Origin of the sequence: Serratia sp. CY32780, assembly GCF_052169135.1 — a bacterium.
In the GTDB taxonomy this organism is placed as follows: domain Bacteria; phylum Pseudomonadota; class Gammaproteobacteria; order Enterobacterales; family Enterobacteriaceae; genus Serratia; species Serratia sarumanii.
In genome coordinates this window covers 833,562-851,824 of record NZ_JBJNLI010000001.1, presented here as the reverse complement: position 1 = coordinate 851,824, position 18,263 = coordinate 833,562, and the positions used below count along the sequence as shown (strand labels likewise).

Below are 18,263 nucleotides of genomic sequence, written 5' to 3'. Positions count from 1 at the left end.
GCGTGACTGCGATAAAAATGCCAGCCGCCGTGTGACTGGCATTTTTTATGCCTGTTACCTACTCGCGCGCCAGCGCATCGATCGGATTCAGCCGCGCGGCATTGCGCGCCGGCAGATAGCCGAACACCACGCCGATGCCGGTGGAACAGAGGAACGCACTCAGCAACGCCGCCGGCGGGAAGCTGATCTGCCAGCCCGGCAATACCAGCTGCACCGCCAGGCCGATGGCGAACGACAGCGTAATCCCCAGCGCGCCCCCCACCAGGCAGACCAGAACCGCTTCGATCAGGAACTGCTGCAACACGTCGCCGGAACGGGCGCCCACCGCCATGCGGATGCCGATCTCGCGCGTGCGTTCGGTCACCGACACCAGCATGATATTCATCACGCCGATGCCGCCGACCACCAGCGAAATCACCGCCACCAGCGTCAGGAACAGCTGCAGCGTGCGGGTGGTTTTCTCGGCGGTTTGCACCAGGCTGTCCATGTTATAGGTGAAGAAGTCCTTCTTGCCGTGGCGCAGCGTCAACAGGCGCGACAGCTGCTGTTCCGCTTCCTTGCTGTCGTAGCCGTCGCGGATGCGCACGGTGATCGAGTCAAAATAATTGTTGCCCATCAATCGGTTGGCCATGGTGCTGTAAGGCACCCACACGTTCAGCGTCTTGCTGCTGCCGAACATCGACTGCTTCTCCCTGGCCACGCCGACCACCGTCGCCGGCATGTTGCCTACCAGGATCACCTCGCCCACCACGTTCTTCTGGTGCGGGAACAGCCGCCGCTGGGTATTGGCGTCGATCACCACCGTCTGCGCCTGCGACTGCACCTGCATCGAGTCGATGCCGACGCCCTGGGTAAAGCTCATGCCGTACACGCGGAAGAACTGCTCGCTGACGCCGTTGACGTTGGCCGCCGCGTCGACGTTGCCCAAGCGCAGCCGCATGCTGCTGCTGATGCTCGGCGACAGCGCGCTGATGTACGGCTGTTCGCGCAGCGCATCGAGATCGCCGTATTTCAACGATTGCCGGTAGGTCGGATCGTCATCGCCGAAGTCCTTGCCGGGGTAGATGTCGACGGTGTTGGTGCCGATAGATTTAATGTCCGCCAGCACCATCTGCTTGGCGGCGTCGCCGATCACCAGGATCGACACCACCGAGGCGATGCCGATAATGATGCCGAGCATGGTCAGCGCGGTGCGCATCTTGTTGGCCGCCATCGCGCGCCAGGCCATCACCAGCGCCTCGCGGAAACGGCCGCCCATCTGCCGCCAGGAAGGTGCCGCGGCGGCCAGCGCCAGCGGCTTGGCCTGCGCATTCTCCTGCGGTGCCGGGCGCGAATCGGCGATAATCTCGCCGTCGCGGATCTCGATGATCCGTTCCGCCTGGCGCGCCACCGCCGGATCGTGGGTCACCAGGATCACCGTGTGGCCCTGGGCGCACAGCTGTTTGAGGATCGCCATCACCTCTTCGCCGGAGTGGCTGTCGAGCGCGCCGGTCGGTTCATCCGCCAGGATCACCTGCCCGCCGTTCATCAGCGCGCGGGCGATGCTGACGCGCTGCTGCTGGCCGCCGGAAAGCTGGCTCGGCCGGTAGTTGACGCGCTCCCCCAGCCCCAGACGCCGCAACAGCGCCTCCGCCCGCTCGCGCCGCGCCGCTTTGCCCAGCCCCGCGTACACCGCCGGCACTTCGACGTTGTGCGCCGCACTCAGGTGCGGCAGCAGATGATAGCGCTGAAAGATAAAGCCGAAATGCTCGCGCCGCAGCTGCGCCAGCGCATCGTCGCTCAGCGTCGCCACATCCTGCCCGGCCACCCGATACACGCCGGCGCTCGGCTTGTCCAGACAGCCGAGAATATTCATCAGCGTCGATTTGCCGGAGCCGGAGGCCCCCATGATCGCCACCATTTCACCGGCATCGATGCTCAGGCTGATCCCCTTCAGCACCTCCACCGTCTGCTCGCCGGAACGGTAGCTGCGGCGAATGCCGCTCAGCTGCAACAGCGCCGCCATCAGCCGGCCTCCACGCCGCCGCGGCTGACGATCACCTCATCGCCCGCCTCGAGGCCGCTGAGGATCTGCACGTCGATATTGTTGCGCAGGCCGATAGCCACCTCGCGCTTCTCTTCCTTGCCCTGCTTCAGCACCGAGACGTGGTAGCGATTGTCGGCGATCTGATCGCCCAGCGCCGCCAGCGGGATCACCAGCGCCTGCTCGACGCCGGCCAACTGAATATGCACCTGCGCCGTCATTTGCAAGCGCAGCAGCCTTTCCGGGTTGGGCACTTCGAAACGCGCATAATAGAAGATGGCGTTGTTGACCTTTTCCGGCGTCGGCTGAATGTCTTTCAGCACGCCGTCGAAGCGCCGGGTCGGATCGCCCAGCACCGTGAACCAGGCCTTCTGACCCGGCTTGAGGTTGATGACGTCGGCCTCCGACACCTGCGCCTTCACCAGCATGGTGCCAAGATCCGCCAGCGTCAGAATGTTCGGCGCCTGCTGCGCCGCGATCACCGTCTGGCCCTGCAGCGTGGTGATCTGCACCACGTCGCCATCCATCGGCGCCTCGATGCGGGTATAGGCCAGGTTGATCTTGGCGGTATCCAGGCTGGCCTGGTTCCGCGCGATCTGCGCATTGATGGTGCCCACCTGCGCTTTCTTCACCGCCAGCTGCGTCGCCGCCTGATCCAGATCCTGGCGCGACACCGCCTGCAGCTTGGCCAGCGCCTGGTTGCGCTGCAGCGTGACCGCCGCCAACTGCTGTTCGGCCTGCGCCTGCAGCAGTTGCGCATGCAGTTCACGCAGCGTCGCCTCGCCTTCGCGGATGCTGTTCTGCGCCTGTTGCGGATCGATAACGCCCAGCAACTGGCCTTTCTTCACCTTGTCGCCGATCTCGACATACAGCTTTTCCAACTGCCCGCTGACCTGCGCGCCGACGTCAACCTTGCGCACCGCGTCCAGCTGGCCGGTCGCCAACACGTTCTGCTGCAGATCGCGTTTGCTGGCTTTCACCGTTCTGAAATCGGTTGGCGCCGGATGGCGAAAGTGCCAAACGGCCGCCGCGGCAAGCGCCGCAATGACCGCCAGAACGAGTATCCAGCGGCGTTTATGTCCTGTAAACCCTGTCAAAATTGACCTGCCTGTGCTTGTGAATATCAACCGCCCATTGCGGCGGCGGAGCTAAATTAGCACGCACCGTAGGGAATAACTAAACCTTAGCTCAACACAATGTGGAGACACGCCTGGTTACAGTTCAGCATTGAACTCCCGTTTAGTGAAGCCTTGATGAAATAGCGCCATTCAATACAGCCAAGGATTTCATCATGTCACAGCTCAGCTACCCACTCGCCTCCGCCCGGCCGCTTAACGGCTGGCAACTGATGACGGCGCTGATCAATGGCGACAAGGCGCCAAGCAACGCCTGGAAAAAGCCCGCGTTTCGCCTGAAGTTTCTCGGCCGTTCGCTGCTCAACTGGCGCACCACCAGCGGCCTGCTCAGCACCCTGGCCAGCAACCCGCTGCTGGAGGAGATCCTGAGCGCGCAGCCGAACCTGCCGTGCAAACTGCATCGCCCCTACCTGGCGGCCAACATGAGCAAGATCGAATGCCTGTTCGCCCTGCGCGATCATTACGATCTTATCGCACAGCGCATGCCGCTGAAGATGCGCCTCGGCCACCTCGGCCCGCAGCCTTTCGTGCTGGCCCGCGCGATGGGCAAAAACGGAGCGCCGATCGCGCTGGAACTGGCGGCGATCGACAAGCTGAATAAGGAAGGGGAAGCCACGCTGCTGCTGCGCAACGCCAACGGCGTGATGCTGGCGGAGATCACCTTTGCGCTGATGCATTATCAGCAGCAGCCGACGCTGTTCATCGGCGGCCTGCAGGGCGCAAACCATGAGGTGCCGCACGCCGAGATCCAGCACACCACCAAAGAGTGCCACGGCCTGTTCCCCAAACGGCTGGTGCTGGAAGGCATCTGCACGCTGGCGCGGCACCTCGGCATCCGCCAGATCGTGGCGGTCGGCAACGCCACCCATATCTATCAAAACTGGCGTTACCAGAGTAAGAAGAAGGATCAACTGCACGCCGATTACGATCAGTTCTGGCTGTCGATGGGCGCCAAACCGCTCGACAGCGGCTATTTCCTGCTGCCCGCGCGCATCGCCCGCAAACCTCTCGAAGAGGTTGCCAGCAAGAAGCGCGCCGAGTATCGCCGCCGCTATCAGCTGCTGGACGAGCTGGAACAGGGATTGGCGGCGCATTTCTGCGCCCGATAACGCCCGGTGGGCCGTCGTCAGTCCGCCCGGCCGCGCGCCAGCCAGATCACCCGTGAGAACATTTTCTTCAGCAGCGGCGGCACCGAGTCCGTGCCCCATTCGCCGGCCTGCATCGCGACCTCGATCGCCAGATCCGGCTTCGACGAGTGGTGGACCGCTTTTAGGATCACCTTGCGCACCGGCATTTGCGCGTTGATCGGCACCGACGCCATCCGGTGATAGACCGGGCCGAACCCTTCGCGGAACATGAAGTGTTCCATGTCCGGCGCCGGCAGCGCGGTCAGCCGATCGCGTTCGTTGTCTTCATGATTGTCCAGCAGGCTGCGCACGGTATTGGCGTACTTTTTGCCCGCCTCGTCGCCGTCCACCAGCGCATGCCACTCGATGCCCATGCGGCGGGCGAAGCGCAGCAGCGGCTTCAGGCCGCACTGGGCGAACTCGATGACCCGCACCCCTTCCGCCTCGAAATGGTAGCCGCACTGGCGCGCCAGCTCGTTCAGCAGCCACACTTCGGTCTCGCCTTCCACCAGCAGCCAGCAGCGGGCGAACAGCGACGACGGCCGGTTAAAACGGATGTGAAACGCGATGCGCCGCCCGTCTTCGGCGCTCAGCCCGCGCGGCCCGAGACGGTAGGTCGCGACCCGCCCCGACTCGCGCACCAGCCGGCAGACGTGCTCCACCGGCACCAGCGACACCAGTTCGCTGGAGTTGGTGGTGGTGATGCGCTGCAGCGGCAGCTGATTGAGCAGCCCCCAGGCCACCGACAGCATAATCGGGTGCAGGCGAGTTTCCGGGTCTTCCACCAGCAGCAGCGGCCGTGCATGCGCATCCAGCTTAACGTCGCCCTTGGCCTGCAGCAGGGTGGAAAACATCCCCAGCAGGATCAGGCGCATGCTGCGGCTGTTCGGCTCGGCCACCATGCGGTTGATGCCGTCCAGCGCACGCCAGGCATCCTGCTCCGGTTCGCCGCCGCGGCGGCGCGGCCGCGTCACCTGCGAACTTTGCTCGGCGAAGTAGTGCTCCAGCAGTTGCTGCATGGCCGCCAGCCCCTGACGCAGTTCGCCGTTGGTCAGCTTCTGCGGATTGCGCACCAGCTCGCGCGTCAGCTGATCCAACTGCTGCGCCAGCGCCTGGGTATCGGGTTTGCGTTCATCGCCGAGGCTGCTGGGGCGCAGGCGACGGATAAAGCGCGCGTCGCGCAGGCGCAATACCGGATGAATGCGGATGATGGCGTGGGCCAGCTGTTCGATATGGTGCAGTTGAAAGGCGTTGCCGTCGGCGTCGAGAAAACCGCGCCAGGTGCACACCGTGCCGTCGTCGGCCAGCTCGCCTTCGCAGCGGTAATGAATGCGGCTCAGACCATCTTCGCCCTTGACCCACAGCGGCGTCAGGTGGCGATAGCGCGGCAGGTGCGCATGGCCGATGTCTTTTTCGCAGAAGGTGAACACCACCTGCAGGTGGCGCTCTTTGGCCGCCTCTTCTCCGGGCGGGAAATGGAAGTCGTGCGCCTCAAACCGATACAGCTTCTGCTCCGGCGCCAGCAGCAGCGTCAGCGCATCCAGCAGGCTGGATTTACCCCAGGCGTTTTCGCCGAGCAACAGCGTGTTGTCGTCCAGCATCAGGGACAGCCGGTTAATGCCGCGAAAACCTACAATTTCGATACGCTCCAAGAACATCCGCCGCCTCCCGTGCGCGCCGTCGCCTCGTCAATGAGGCAACCTTCACAGAGCATGGTCAAAAAACCCCTTGCAGGTCAAGCGGCCAACGTCAAATCTGCCGCTTTACTCCGGCCGGGCTTTTGGTTAGCGTGTGCTCCTCGACGCCGTTCGGCGCGCGCCAAAACTCAAGGACACAAGCTGCACCATGTACTCAGGACTGTTGATTATTCTGTTACCGCTGATTGTCGGTTACCTCATTCCCTTACGCCATCGCCCGCTGCTGGTGCTGATCAACCGGCTGCTGAGCTGGATGGTGTACGTGATCCTGTTTTTCATGGGTATCAGCCTGGCGTTCATGGAAGATCTCAGCAGCAACCTGGTGCTGATCTTCCAATACAGCGCGGTGTTCTTCTTCTGCATTCTCTGCGCCAATCTGCTGTTGCTGGCGCTGCTGGAGCGGCGCATGCCGTGGCGCAGCAGCCATAAACAGGAAAAGCTGCCTTCGCGCGTGCACATGGCGCTGGAGTCGCTCAAGCTGTGCGGCGTGGTGCTCGGCGGCTTCCTGCTCGGCCTGACGCAGTGGCAATGGCTGCAGTTCGCCCATAAAGGCAGCGAATATGCGCTGATCTTCCTGCTGCTGTTGGTCGGCATTCAGCTGCGCAACAGCGGCATGACGCTGCGCCAGATCGTGCTCAACCGCCGCGGCACGCTGGTGGCGTTGGTGGTGACCGTCGCGTCGCTGGCCGGCGGCGCGCTGGCGGCGCAGCTGCTGGGGCTGCCGGTCAAGGCCGGGCTGGCGATGGCCTCCGGCTTCGGCTGGTATTCGCTGTCGGGCATTCTGATCACCGACGCCTACGGCCCGGTGATGGGCAGCGCCGCGTTCTTCAACGATCTGGCGCGCGAGCTGGTGGCAATCATGCTGATCCCGACGCTGGTGCGCCGCAGCCGCTCCACCGCCCTCGGCCTGTGCGGCGCCACCTCGATGGACTTCACCCTGCCGGTGCTGCAGCGCAGCGGCGGGCTGGACATGGTGCCCCCCGCCATCGTGCACGGCTTCCTGCTGAGCCTGCTGGCGCCGGTGCTGATCGCCCTGTTCTCCTGATCCTCTCCCCTGGGGGCCGCCCGGCCCCCAAAGCGTAATAATTCCCATCCGCACGGCAAAATTGCGCTAAATCAAACTTGCCCGCAGTAGTCGCACAAAAGCCTTTTGCAACCCCGATCGCCGATCTATGCTTTTAAACAAGCATTAAAAATGCAACTTTAAAAATAAAAGGAAGCGACTATGTTCTGTGTGCAATGTGAACAAACCATCCGTACCCCGGCAGGCAACGGCTGCGCGTATGCTCAGGGCATGTGCGGCAAGACGGCGGAAACCTCCGATCTGCAGGATCTGCTGGTGGCGGCGCTGCAGGGCCTCTCCGCCTGGGCGCTGCAGGCGCGTTCGCTGGGCATCGTCGATCACGAGATCGACAGCTTCGCCCCGCGCGCCTTCTTCTCCACCCTGACCAACGTCAACTTCGACTCCCAGCGCATCATCGGCTACGCGCGCGAAACCCTGCTGCTGCGCGATTCGCTGGCTGCCCGTTGCCGGCTGCTGGATGCCGGCGTGCGCGTCGATCACCCGATGGCGGCGCTGCAGCTGGCCGGTGACGATATGCCTGCGCTGCTGCAACAGGCGGCGCAGTTTGCCCTCAACGGCGACAAGGCCGAGGTCGGCGACGACGTCCACGGTTTGCGCATGCTGTGCCTGTACGGCCTGAAAGGCGCCGCGGCCTATATGGAACACGCGCACGTGCTCGGCCAGTTCGACGAGCAGCTCTATGCCGACTACCACGCCTTTATGGCCTGGCTCGGCACCCGACCGCGCGACGTCGACACCCTGCTGAACAACGCCATGGGCATCGGCAAGATGAACTTCAACGTGATGGCGATCCTCGATCGCGGCGAAACCCAGGCCTACGGCGATCCACAGCCCAGCGCGGTCAACGTGCGCCCGGTGGCCGGGAAAGCCATTCTGATCTCCGGCCACGATCTGAAAGATCTGCGCATGCTGCTCGAACAAACCGAAGGGCAAAACGTCAACGTCTACACTCACGGTGAAATGCTGCCGGCGCACGGCTATCCGGAACTGAAAAAATTCAAGCATCTGGTGGGCAACTACGGCAGCGGCTGGCAGAACCAGCAGACGGAGTTCGCCAAATTCCCCGGCCCGATCGTGATGACCTCCAACTGCATCATCGATCCGAACGTCGGCAACTACGGCGATCGCATCTGGACCCGCAGCATCGTCGGCTGGCCGGGCGTCAACCATCTGGAGGGCGACGACTTCGGCGCCGTGATCCGCCAGGCGCAGGGCATGAACGGCTTCCCTTACACCGAGATCGAGCACCTGATCACCGTCGGCTTCGGCCGCCAGACGCTGCTGAACGCCGCCGACACGGTGATCGATCTGGTGTCGCAGAAAAAACTGCGCCACGTCTTCCTGGTCGGCGGCTGCGACGGCAGCCGCGACGAGCGCAGCTACTTCACCGACTTCGCCCGCAGCGTGCCGCAAGACTGCCTGATCATGACGCTGGCCTGCGGCAAGTACCGTTTCAACAAGCTGGACTTCGGCACCCTGGAAGGGCTGCCGCGCCTGCTGGACGTCGGCCAGTGCAACGACGCCTATTCCGCCATTATGCTGGCGGTCAAGCTAGCGGAAACGCTCGGCTGCAGCGTCAACGAACTGCCGCTCAGCCTGGTGCTGTCGTGGTTTGAACAGAAGGCGATCGTCATTCTGCTGACGCTGTTGTCGCTGGGGGTGAAAAACATCGTCACCGGCCCGACCGCGCCGGGCTTCCTGACCGACAACCTGATGGCGATCCTCAACGAGAAATTCGGCCTGCGTCCGATCACCACCGTCGAGCAGGATATCAACGCGCTGCTCGCCTGATGCCATTACGTTATGGGGCCGCCTGCGCCGGCCCCTTTGCTTTTTGAGGTGCCCCGATGACTCAACCCACTCCGCTTTGCCCGAACCGCATGCAGGTACATTCCATCCAGCGCGAAACCGCCGACGTCTGGACGCTGAACCTGATCTGCGACGTTTTCTACCCTTATCAGGCGGGCCAGTTTGCGCTGGTCAGCATCCGCAACAGCGAGGAGACGCTGCGCGCCTATACGCTCTCCTCCTCGCCCGGCCAGAGCCGCTTTCTCAGCATCAGCGTGCGCTGCCTGCCGGACGGCATCGGATCGCGCTGGCTGACGCAAGAGGTCAAGCCCGGCAACACGCTGTGGCTGTCCGACGCGCAGGGCGAGTTCAGCTGCGAGCGCCACCCGGCCGATCGTTATCTGATGCTGGCCGCCGGCTGCGGCGTGACGCCGATCGTCTCGATGTGCCGCTGGCTGACCGCCAACCGTCCGGCCTGCGATATCGCCGTGATCTTTAACGTGCGCACCCCCGCCGACACGATTTTCGCCGATCAGTGGCGTGCGCTGTGCGCCGCCCATCCGCAGCTGCGCCTGACGCTGATGGCCGAGCGGGATCTGCAACCCGGCTACCTCAGCGGCCGCATCGATGAGCAGACGCTGCGGCAGGCGGCGCCGGATATCGCCGAACGCACGGTGATGACCTGCGGCCCTGCGCCCTATATGGAACAGGTGGAGCAGCTGTGCCGCCGGCTCGGCGTGCCGGCCGAGCGTTTCCATAAAGAGCAGTTCCACACGCCGACAACGCAGGCCGATGCCACTGAAGGGCTGACGCTACGCGCCGCCCGCCCGCTGCGCGAATTCCGCGTGCCGGTCGGCAGCACGCTGCTGGCGGCGATGGAGACCAATGCCCTGCCGGTCAACGCCGCCTGCCGTGCCGGGGTGTGCGGCTCGTGCAAAACCCGCATCCTCGAGGGCGACTACATCACCACCAGCACCATGACGCTGAGCGCGGAAGAAATAGCGCAAGGCTACGTGCTGGCCTGCAGTTGCCAGCTGCGGGGCGACGTCACGCTGGCGTGACCCCTTGGCCCCATCTCTGCGATGGGGCATTTATCGGCAAGTTCCCCCCTCCCCGCCCGGTTACACTTTCCCCCGTCCTACGCTCTTTACCCTTCCTGACCGCATCTCGTCCACCGCCGGTAAGCTATGCTTGCAGTTGTTCTGCTGCCGCTCACCGGATCGAGTTCACATCGTTTTTTAAACCATGTTTGGGGGAACCATGAAGCAAACCGTAGCCACACTGATCGCCAAAACGCTGGATCAAGCCGGCGTAAAACGCATTTGGGGCGTGACCGGCGATTCGCTCAACGGCCTTAGCGACAGCCTGCACCGCATGGGCACCATCGAATGGCTGGGCACCCGCCATGAAGAGGTGGCCGCCTTCGCCGCCGGCGCCGAAGCCCAGCTCACCGGCCAGCTGGCGGTGTGCGCCGGTTCCTGCGGCCCCGGCAACCTGCACCTGATCAACGGCCTGTTCGACTGCCACCGCAACCATGTGCCGGTGCTGGCGATCGCCGCGCACATTCCTTCCAGCGAAATCGGCAGCGGCTACTTCCAGGAAACGCATCCGCAGGAGCTGTTCCGCGAATGCAGCCACTATTGCGAGCTGGTTTCCAATCCGGAACAGCTCCCGCGCGTGCTGGAGATCGCCATGCGCAAGGCGATCCTCAACCGCGGCGTCTCGGTGGTGGTCTTGCCGGGCGATGTGGCGCTGCGCATGGCACCGGAAGACGCGACCCTGACCTGGCATACCCCGGCGCTGCCGCTGGTGCAGCCGCCGATGAGCGAGCTGAACAAGCTGGCGGAGACGCTGAACAAGGCGAAGAACATCACCCTGATGTGCGGCAGCGGCTGCGCCGGCGCGCACGATGAGGTGGTCAAGCTGGCCGAGCTGCTGCAGGCGCCGGTGGTACACGCGCTGCGCGGCAAGGAGCATATCGAATGGGATAACCCCTACAGCGTCGGCATGACCGGGCTGATCGGCTTCTCCTCCGGCTACCACGCGATGATGAATGCCGACACGCTGGTGCTGCTCGGCACCCAGTTCCCCTACCGCGCGTTCTACCCCACCAACGCCAACATCATTCAGATCGACATCAACCCCGGCAGCATCGGCGCGCACTGCCCGGTCAATATGGCGCTGGTGGGCGATATCCACACCACCCTCACCGCCCTGCTGCCGCAGCTGGAGCCCAAGCGCGACCGGGCGTTCCTCGACAAGGCGCTGGAGCATTACCGCAACGCGCGCAAGGATCTCGACGGGCTGGCGACCGCCAACGACGACCAGCCGATCCACCCGCAGTATCTGGCGCAGCAGCTCAGCCGGTACGCCAGCGACGACGCCATCTTCACCTGCGACGTCGGCACGCCGACGGTGTGGGCCGCCCGCTACGTGAAAATGAACGGCAAGCGCCGCCTGCTCGGTTCGTTCAACCACGGTTCGATGGCCAACGCCATGCCGCAGGCGATCGGCGCCCAGGCCACCGCGCCGGATAAACAGGTGATCGCCATGTGCGGCGACGGCGGCTTCACCATGCTGATGGGGGATTTCCTGTCGCTGGCGCAGCTCAAGCTGCCGGTGAAAATCGTGGTGTTCAACAACAGCGTGTTGGGGTTCGTGGCGATGGAGATGAAGGCCGGCGGCTATCTGACCGACGGCACCGATCTGCATAACCCGGACTTCGCGGCGATCGCCAACGCCGCCGGCATCAAGGGCATCCGCGTGGAAAAAGCCTCGGATCTGGACGGCGCGCTGCAGGAGATGTTGGCGCACCCCGGCCCGGCGTTGCTGGACGTGGTCACCGCCAAGCAAGAGCTGGCGATGCCGCCGCAGATCAAGTTCGAACAGGCGAAAGGCTTCAGCCTGTACATGCTGCGCGCCATCATCAACGGCCGCGGCGACGAAGTGGTCGAGCTGGCGAAGACCAACTGGCTGCGCTAAGCAAGCTGCCCCCGGTAAAATAAGGGTATATGATGCCATGTACCCTTTTCCTCTCCCTTACATTCCAGGAACCCTATGCTTATCGATCTACGCAGCGACACCGTCACCCGCCCCAGCGCCGCCATGCGCCAGGCGATGGCTCAGGCAGAGGTCGGCGATGACGTCTACGGCGATGACCCGACGGTCAACGCGCTGGAGGCCGAGGCGGTACGCCTGTCAGGCAAAGAAGCGGCGCTGTTTTTGCCCAGCGGCACCCAGGCCAACCTGGTGGCGCTGCTGAGCCACTGCCAGCGCGGCGACGAGTATCTGGTCGGCCAACAGGCGCACAACTATAAATACGAGGCCGGCGGCGCGGCGGTGCTGGGCAGCATCCAGCCGCAGCCGATCGAGGCCGACGCGGACGGCACGCTGCCGCTGGACAAGCTCGCCGCCGCCATCAAACCCGACGATATCCACTTCGCCCGCACCCGGCTGCTGAGCCTGGAAAACACCATCGGCGGCCGAGTCCTGCCGCAGGCCTACCTGCAGCAGGCGTGGCAGTTTACCCGCGAGCGGCAGCTGGCGCTGCATATCGACGGCGCGCGCATCTTCAACGCCGCCGTGGCGCTGAACCTACCGCTGAAAGAGATCGTGCAATACTGCGACACCTTCACCATTTGCCTGTCGAAAGGGCTGGGCGCGCCGGTCGGATCGCTGCTGTGCGGCAGCGAGGCCTTCATTCAGCGCGCGCTGCGCTGGCGCAAGATGACCGGCGGCGGGCTGCGTCAGGCCGGCATCCTGGCGGCGGCCGGCCTCTACGCGCTGGAGCATAACGTCGCGCGGCTGCGCGAAGACCATGACAACGCGGTCTGGCTGGAGCAACAGCTGCGGCAGATCGGCGTGGAGGTCGTCGAACCCGGCGCACAGACCAACGTGCTGTACCTGCGCCAACCGCCGGCGCTGGCGGCCAAATTCGGCCCGTGGATGCACGAACGCGACGTGCTGATCAGCAGCGGCCCGCTGACGCGCATTCTGACCCACCTCGACGTCAGCCGTCAGGATCTGCAGCGGGTAGTCGAGCTGTGGCGGGAGTTCCTCCAGCAGCACGCCTGATTTCCCCTCCCCGGCGCGCCGGGGAGCCCTTCACCGCCCGCCGATGGCCTCGACAAAGCGGCGGGTGATCTGCTGCGGGCGCGTAATGGCGCCGCCCACCACCACCGCATGCGCCCCCAGCGCCAGGCAGCGCGCGGCCATCGCCGGCGTTTCGACATTGCCCTCGGTGATGACCGGCACCGGCACCGCCGCCAGCACCGCACGCAGAAAGCCGAAATCGTCCTCCGCCAGTCGGGCGCCCCGGCTTTCGGCGGTATAGCCGTGCAGCGTGGTGCCCACGCAGTCGAACCCCAACCTGGCAGCCTCTTGCGCTTCTTCCACGGTGGCGATGTCCGCCATCAGCAGCAGCCGGGGATACCTGGCGCGGATCGCGGCAACCAGCGCCGCCAGCTGCAGCTCCCCTGGCCGCCGGTGGCCGGTAGCGTCCAATGCAATCATCTGCGGCGCCGCAGTCATCAGCTCATCGATTTCACGCAGGGTCGGCGTGATATAGACATCGCTACCGGCATAATCGCGCTTGATAATGCCGATCACCGGCAGCGCCACCGTGCGCAGGATGGCTTTAACGTCTTCGACGCCGTTGGCGCGGATCGCCGCCGCACCGCCTTGCTCGGCCGCCAGCGCCATGCGCGCCATGATAAAATCGCTGTGCAGCGGCTCGTCGTCCAGCGCCTGGCAAGACACCACCAGCCGGCCCTTAATCTGCTGCAAAATAGAAAGCGTCATAAATCCAACAACTCCTCGACTTCGTTTTTAATAATGGTCACGTGCGGGCCATAGATCACCTGAACGCCGTTGCCGCGAACGATCACCGCCCGCGCACCGCTGGCCTTCAGCCCGCTTTCGTCCAGCAACCGGCTCTGTTTTACCGTCACGCGCAGCCGCGTGGCGCAACAATCCAGTTCGACGATATTCTCTTTGCCGCCCAGCGCCGCCAGCACCTGCTGCGAGCGTTCGGTGCCGGTCGTCACCGCTTCCGGCGCGGTTTCCACCTCGCGCCCCGGCGTTTTGAAATTGAAGCGCAGGATCAGGAAACGGAACGTGAAGTAGTACAGGAAGAACCAGGGCACCCCGACCAGCGGCACATACATCCAGTGGGTTTTCGCTTCGCCCTGCAGCACGCCGAACAGCATGAAATCGATAAAACCGCCGGAGAACGTCTGGCCGATGGTGATATGCAGAATGTGCGCGATCGCGAACGCCAGGCCGTCGAACAGCGCGTGCACCACGTACAGCGCCGGCGCGATGAACAGGAACGAGAATTCGATAGGTTCGGTGATGCCGGTCAGGAAAGAGGTCAGCGCCGCCGACAGCAGCAGCCCGCCGACGCGTTTGCGGTTCTCCGGGCGCGCGCTTTGGTACATCGCCAGGCAGGCGCCGACCAGGCCGAACATCATGGTGATAAAGCGGCCGGACATGAAGCGCGCCGTGCCGATGTAGAACTGCTGCGTATTCGGGTCGGCCAACTGGGCGAAGAAAATGCGCTGCGTGCCTTCCACCAGCTGTCCGTTGATCACTTCGCTGCCGCCGAGCGCGGTGGTCCAAAACGGCAGGTAGAAGATGTGATGCAGGCCGAACGGCCCGAGCATGCGCAATACGAAGCCGTAGATAAAGGTGCCGAGATAGCCGCTGGCGTCCACCAGCCCGCCCATGCCGAAGATCAGCCGTTGGAAAGGCGGCCACACCACGGTCATCAGGGCGCCAACCGCCATCGCCGCCAGCGAGCTGACGATCGGCACAAAGCGCGAGCCGCCGAAAAAGCCCAGGAACGGCGGCAGCGCTATCTTGTTGTAGCGGCCGTGCAGATACCAGGTCACCAGACCGATGACCACCCCGCCGAACACCCCGGTCTCCAGCGTCTGGATCCCGAGAATCGTTCCCTGCCCCACCGCGCCGGCGTTCTGCTCGGCCAGCGTGCCGTTGATTTTCAACAGCGCATTGATGGTGGCGTTCATCACCAGGTAGGCGATCAGCGAGGCCAGCCCCGCCGTGCCCTTGTCGCTTTTGGCCAACCCCACCGCCACGCCGACCGCGAACAGGACCGCCAGGTTGGCGAACACGATGGCGCCGGCGCTGGCCATCACCGTAAATACGCTTTGCAGCCAGCCAACGTCGAGGAAGGGATAAGCCTCGACGGTATTGGGATTGGACAGCGCACCGCCGATCCCCAACAGCAGGCCGGCCGCCGGCAGCACGGCGATCGGCAGCATGAACGATTTGCCGAACAGCTGGGCTTTTTCGAACCAGCCGCCGGAGCGCGACAATTCTGGTGTTGACATAAATTTTTCCCCGCTATCATTTTTATGATGAAAATTTTTACCACATTAAAATTAATTTAATGAAAATTTTATTCATAACGATGATCGGCTTCACAATCCGTCGATTTCGCTGGCGAGCGGCGGCGTCTTTCCGCCACAATAGAAACGGGAATACTCAGAAAGGTAACGTGATGAATACAGGCAACTTGTTATTGCGGCTGCGGCAGGATTTGGCGGGGTACAGCCCCACGCTGCAAAAGCTCGGCAACTATCTTCTTGCGCAGCCCTCCCGCGCCGTTTACCTGACCATCACCGAACTGGCGCGTGAAAGCGCCACCAGCGAAGCCAGCGTCACGCGGCTGTGCCGCCATCTGGGCTGCAAAGGCTATACCGAATTTAAAATGGCGCTGGCTCTCAGCCTGCAACAAAGCCAGCCGGAGGCGACGACGCGGCAAAGCGCGACGGAAAATTTGGTGGAAGAGAGCGTTCAGGCGCTGCGGGATACCGGCGCGCTGTTGGATCCGCAGGCGCTGCAACAGGCGGCGGACAGCCTGCAGCGTTGCGCTTCGGTGCAGATTTACGGCGTCGCCGCCAGCGCCATCATCGGCGATTTCCTGCACTACAAGCTGCTGCGCCTCGGCAAACCGGCGCAGCTGTTCAGCGACATGCACCGGGCGGCGATGAACGCCGCCTCGCTGAGTGAGCGGGATCTGCTGATCGTCATCTCCAGCTCCGGCTCCACCAAGGACGTGCTGCATGCGGTGGCATTGGCCAAAGGGCGCGGCGCACGCGTGATCGCCGTCAGCAACACCCAACGCAGCCCGCTGGCCAAGCTGGCGGATACGCTGCTGGTGGCGGCCAAACCGGAAGGGCCGCTGACCGCCGGCGCCCTGCCGGCCAAAGTCGGCGCCATGCTGCTGGTGGAGTTGATGATCGCCGAACTGGCTCGGCGCGATCCCGCCTACGCTCAGGCGATGCAGGCCACCGCCAGCGCCACCCTGCCGCTGCTGCTGTAATCAGAAGATCCAGCGGCCATAAACCCAGTACCACAGCCCCAGCACCGCCACCAGGTTGAGCGCCACGCTGAGGATGAACCAGGTTTTAAACGGCTGCTTCTGGGTTTTGTGGCGAAACATCTGCTGTGCCGCCAGTGCGCCCAACCACCCGCCCAGCGCGCCGAACAGCAACAGCGTCGCCTCCGGCACCCGCCGCCACCCCTTGCGCGCCGCCAGCTTATCGCCGCCGTAGATCAGAAACGTCAGCAGGTTGGCCAGCAGCAACCACATCCACACCGGATGCAGCGAGAACAGGCTGGCGACCAGCGCCAGGCCCAGCAGGGCGTAACAAATCACATTGAGCTTCATGGCATCCGGTTTTTCGTTCGATAAAGGGCGCGTAGTGTGAACCTGCGCCACGATGGATGCAACCGGCTTATACCCATACAAAAAGTGCATTTAAACCCTGAATTTGGCATCCTGTCGTTCTGCCAATCCTCTACTACCGCACAAGGCGGCCCGATGACACCCCAACGCGTACTGGTTCTTGGAGCCAGCGGCTATATAGGCCAGAACCTGATCCCGCACCTGATCGAACAGGGGCACCAGATTACCGCCGCCGCGCGGCGCATCGAGTGGCTGCAGGAGCGGAACTGGCCGCAGGTCAACTGCCTGTATGCCGATCTGTACCGCCCGGAGACCCTGAGCGCGGCGCTGTGGGAGACAGATACGCTTTACTATCTGGTGCACGCGATGGGCGACGGCGACGATTTTATCGAGAAGGAGCGCCAGGCGGCGGAAAACCTGCGCGACGCGCTGCGCAATGCCGGCGTCAAACAGATGATCTTCCTCGGCGCGCTGCAGCCGAACGACGACAGTTCGCCGCACCTGGCGGCCCGCCGCCTGACCGGCGAGATTTTGCGCCAAAGCGGCGTGCCGGTGACCGAACTGCGCGCCGGCATCATCGTCGGCCCCGGCTCGGCGGCGTTCGAAGTGATGCGCGACATGGTCTATAACCTGCCGGTGCTGACGCCGCCGCGCTGGGTGCGCTCGAAGTCGTCGCCGGTGGCGCTGGAGAACCTGCTGGTTTATCTGGCCGATCTGCTGGCGCACCCGGCGCAGGAGCACCGCATCTTCGACGTTGCCGGGCCGGAGTACCTCAGCTATCAGGATATGTTCCAACGCTTTATCGCCCTCAGCGGCAAACGGCGCTGGCTGATCCCGATCCCTTTGCCGACGCGGCTGATTTCGGTGTGGTTCATCAGCCTGATCACCTCGGTGCCGACGCCGATCGCCCGCGCGCTGATCCAGGGGCTGAAGCACGATCTGCCCGCCGACGGCCGGCCGCTGCAGGCCCTGATCCCGCAGCGGCTGCACACCTTCGATCAGGCGGTCGCCACCACGCTGCAGCGCGAACAGGAGGTGGTCGATTCCGCCGACTGGGGCTACGATCCGGCGGCGCGGGCCCGCTGGCGCCCCGGCTACGGTTACTATCCGAAACAGGCCGGTTGTTCGCTGGACACCGCCGCCACCCGCGAGGCCCTATGGCAAACGGTGCAGCAACTGGGGGGCGAAGAAGGCTATTTCTACGCCAATATTCTGTGGCGGATCCGCGCCCGCATGGACGACATGATCGGCAACGGCGTGGTCTATGGCCGCCCGACGCGCGCGGCCCTGGCGCTGGGCGACGAGATCGACGGCTGGAAAGTCATCACGCTGAAACCGCTGCGGCAACTGGCGCTGCTGTTCGGCATGAAGGCGCCAGGGCTGGGGCGGCTGAGCTTCACCATTACCGATCACGGCGATCGCCGCACGCTGGACGTGCGCGCCTGGTGGCATCCGGCCGGCTTTAGCGGGCTGCTGTATTGGTTCGCCATGATGCCCGCGCATCTGTTCATTTTCCGCGGCATGGCGAAGCGCATCGCCGAACTTGCCGAGGGCCTGGACCGCCAACGGCGCTGAACGCCGTTCATTTGTCGATCAACCGCACAGTTTGCCGCTGTGCTTCGGGGCTTTCCGATTGCATAGCGCACGAAATCACGGAAGAATGGCATCTTATTTGCTGGGAGCGCCGCAAGCGC

General features: G+C 63.9%; 14 protein-coding genes. 8 read left to right on the top strand and 6 right to left on the bottom strand.

The features are described 5' to 3' along the window. Positions 1-58: 58 nt before the first annotated feature. Positions 59-2,005: a macrolide ABC transporter ATP-binding protein/permease MacB gene (macB, locus tag ACJ8HH_RS04195; RefSeq protein ID WP_049197188.1), complete on the bottom strand. Its 1,947-nt coding sequence runs from the start codon at positions 2,003-2,005 to the stop codon at positions 59-61. Then, positions 2,005-3,120 (bottom strand): macrolide transporter subunit MacA, encoded by a 1,116-nt coding sequence (macA, locus tag ACJ8HH_RS04190; RefSeq protein WP_060429825.1) that lies wholly within the window; start codon positions 3,118-3,120, stop codon positions 2,005-2,007. The genes macB and macA overlap by 1 nt, the downstream gene beginning before the upstream one ends. 194 nt (positions 3,121-3,314) lie before the next feature. Here macA and ACJ8HH_RS04185 point away from each other — a divergent pair, with 194 nt between their 5' ends. Further along, complete coding sequence (locus tag ACJ8HH_RS04185; RefSeq protein ID WP_060429823.1) at positions 3,315-4,268, top strand: VirK/YbjX family protein; 954 nt, start codon at positions 3,315-3,317, stop codon at positions 4,266-4,268. Positions 4,269-4,285: 17 nt separating this feature from the next. On the opposite strand, the gene ACJ8HH_RS04180 is transcribed toward ACJ8HH_RS04185, so the two are convergent. Further along, entirely contained in the window at positions 4,286-5,944 is a 1,659-nt protein-coding gene (locus tag ACJ8HH_RS04180) for an ATP-dependent endonuclease (protein ID WP_033637834.1), read from the bottom strand. A 187-nt stretch (positions 5,945-6,131) separates the two neighbouring features. On the opposite strand from ACJ8HH_RS04180, the gene ACJ8HH_RS04175 reads away from it, so the two are divergent. From ACJ8HH_RS04175 to ltaE, 5 genes are all read left to right on the top strand, one after another. Further along, a complete protein-coding gene (locus tag ACJ8HH_RS04175; protein ID WP_004928363.1) occupies positions 6,132-7,028 on the top strand; it encodes a lysine exporter LysO family protein in 897 nt (298 codons plus the stop codon). A 180-nt stretch (positions 7,029-7,208) separates the two neighbouring features. Beyond that, on the top strand, positions 7,209-8,858 hold the full coding sequence (gene hcp / locus ACJ8HH_RS04170) for a hydroxylamine reductase (RefSeq protein WP_043147128.1): 1,650 nt from the start codon (positions 7,209-7,211) through the stop codon (positions 8,856-8,858). 56 nt (positions 8,859-8,914) lie between these two features. Next, positions 8,915-9,916, top strand: a complete 1,002-nt coding sequence (hcr, locus tag ACJ8HH_RS04165) for an NADH oxidoreductase (protein WP_043147126.1) — start codon at positions 8,915-8,917, stop codon at positions 9,914-9,916. Between the two features lie 199 nt (positions 9,917-10,115). Then, positions 10,116-11,837 (top strand): ubiquinone-dependent pyruvate dehydrogenase, encoded by a 1,722-nt coding sequence (poxB, locus tag ACJ8HH_RS04160; RefSeq protein ID WP_033646648.1) that lies wholly within the window; start codon positions 10,116-10,118, stop codon positions 11,835-11,837. Positions 11,838-11,912: 75 nt separating this feature from the next. Further along, on the top strand, positions 11,913-12,929 hold the full coding sequence (gene ltaE, locus ACJ8HH_RS04155) for a low-specificity L-threonine aldolase (RefSeq protein ID WP_043147112.1): 1,017 nt from the start codon (positions 11,913-11,915) through the stop codon (positions 12,927-12,929). A gap of 30 nt (positions 12,930-12,959) precedes the next feature. Here the strand turns inward: ltaE and ACJ8HH_RS04150 are convergent, their stop codons facing one another. Both ACJ8HH_RS04150 and ACJ8HH_RS04145 read right to left on the bottom strand, forming a co-directional pair. Then, complete coding sequence (locus tag ACJ8HH_RS04150) at positions 12,960-13,655, bottom strand: N-acetylmannosamine-6-phosphate 2-epimerase (RefSeq protein ID WP_060451441.1); 696 nt, start codon at positions 13,653-13,655, stop codon at positions 12,960-12,962. Continuing rightward, the gene (locus tag ACJ8HH_RS04145; protein ID WP_060387532.1) at positions 13,652-15,208 is read right to left on the bottom strand and encodes a PTS transporter subunit EIIC; all 1,557 of its coding nucleotides are present in this window, start codon (positions 15,206-15,208) and stop codon (positions 13,652-13,654) included. The genes ACJ8HH_RS04150 and ACJ8HH_RS04145 overlap by 4 nt, the downstream gene beginning before the upstream one ends. 167 nt (positions 15,209-15,375) lie before the next feature. Here ACJ8HH_RS04145 and ACJ8HH_RS04140 point away from each other — a divergent pair, with 167 nt between their 5' ends. Continuing rightward, the gene (locus ACJ8HH_RS04140; protein ID WP_043147107.1) at positions 15,376-16,203 is read left to right on the top strand and encodes a MurR/RpiR family transcriptional regulator; all 828 of its coding nucleotides are present in this window, start codon (positions 15,376-15,378) and stop codon (positions 16,201-16,203) included. On the opposite strand, the gene ACJ8HH_RS04135 is transcribed toward ACJ8HH_RS04140, so the two are convergent. Then, positions 16,204-16,551 (bottom strand): DUF1294 domain-containing protein, encoded by a 348-nt coding sequence (locus ACJ8HH_RS04135; protein ID WP_060387820.1) that lies wholly within the window; start codon positions 16,549-16,551, stop codon positions 16,204-16,206. Between the two features lie 153 nt (positions 16,552-16,704). On the opposite strand from ACJ8HH_RS04135, the gene ACJ8HH_RS04130 reads away from it, so the two are divergent. Next, a complete protein-coding gene (locus tag ACJ8HH_RS04130; RefSeq protein ID WP_060451440.1) occupies positions 16,705-18,144 on the top strand; it encodes a DUF2867 domain-containing protein in 1,440 nt (479 codons plus the stop codon). Positions 18,145-18,263 lie beyond the last annotated feature (119 nt).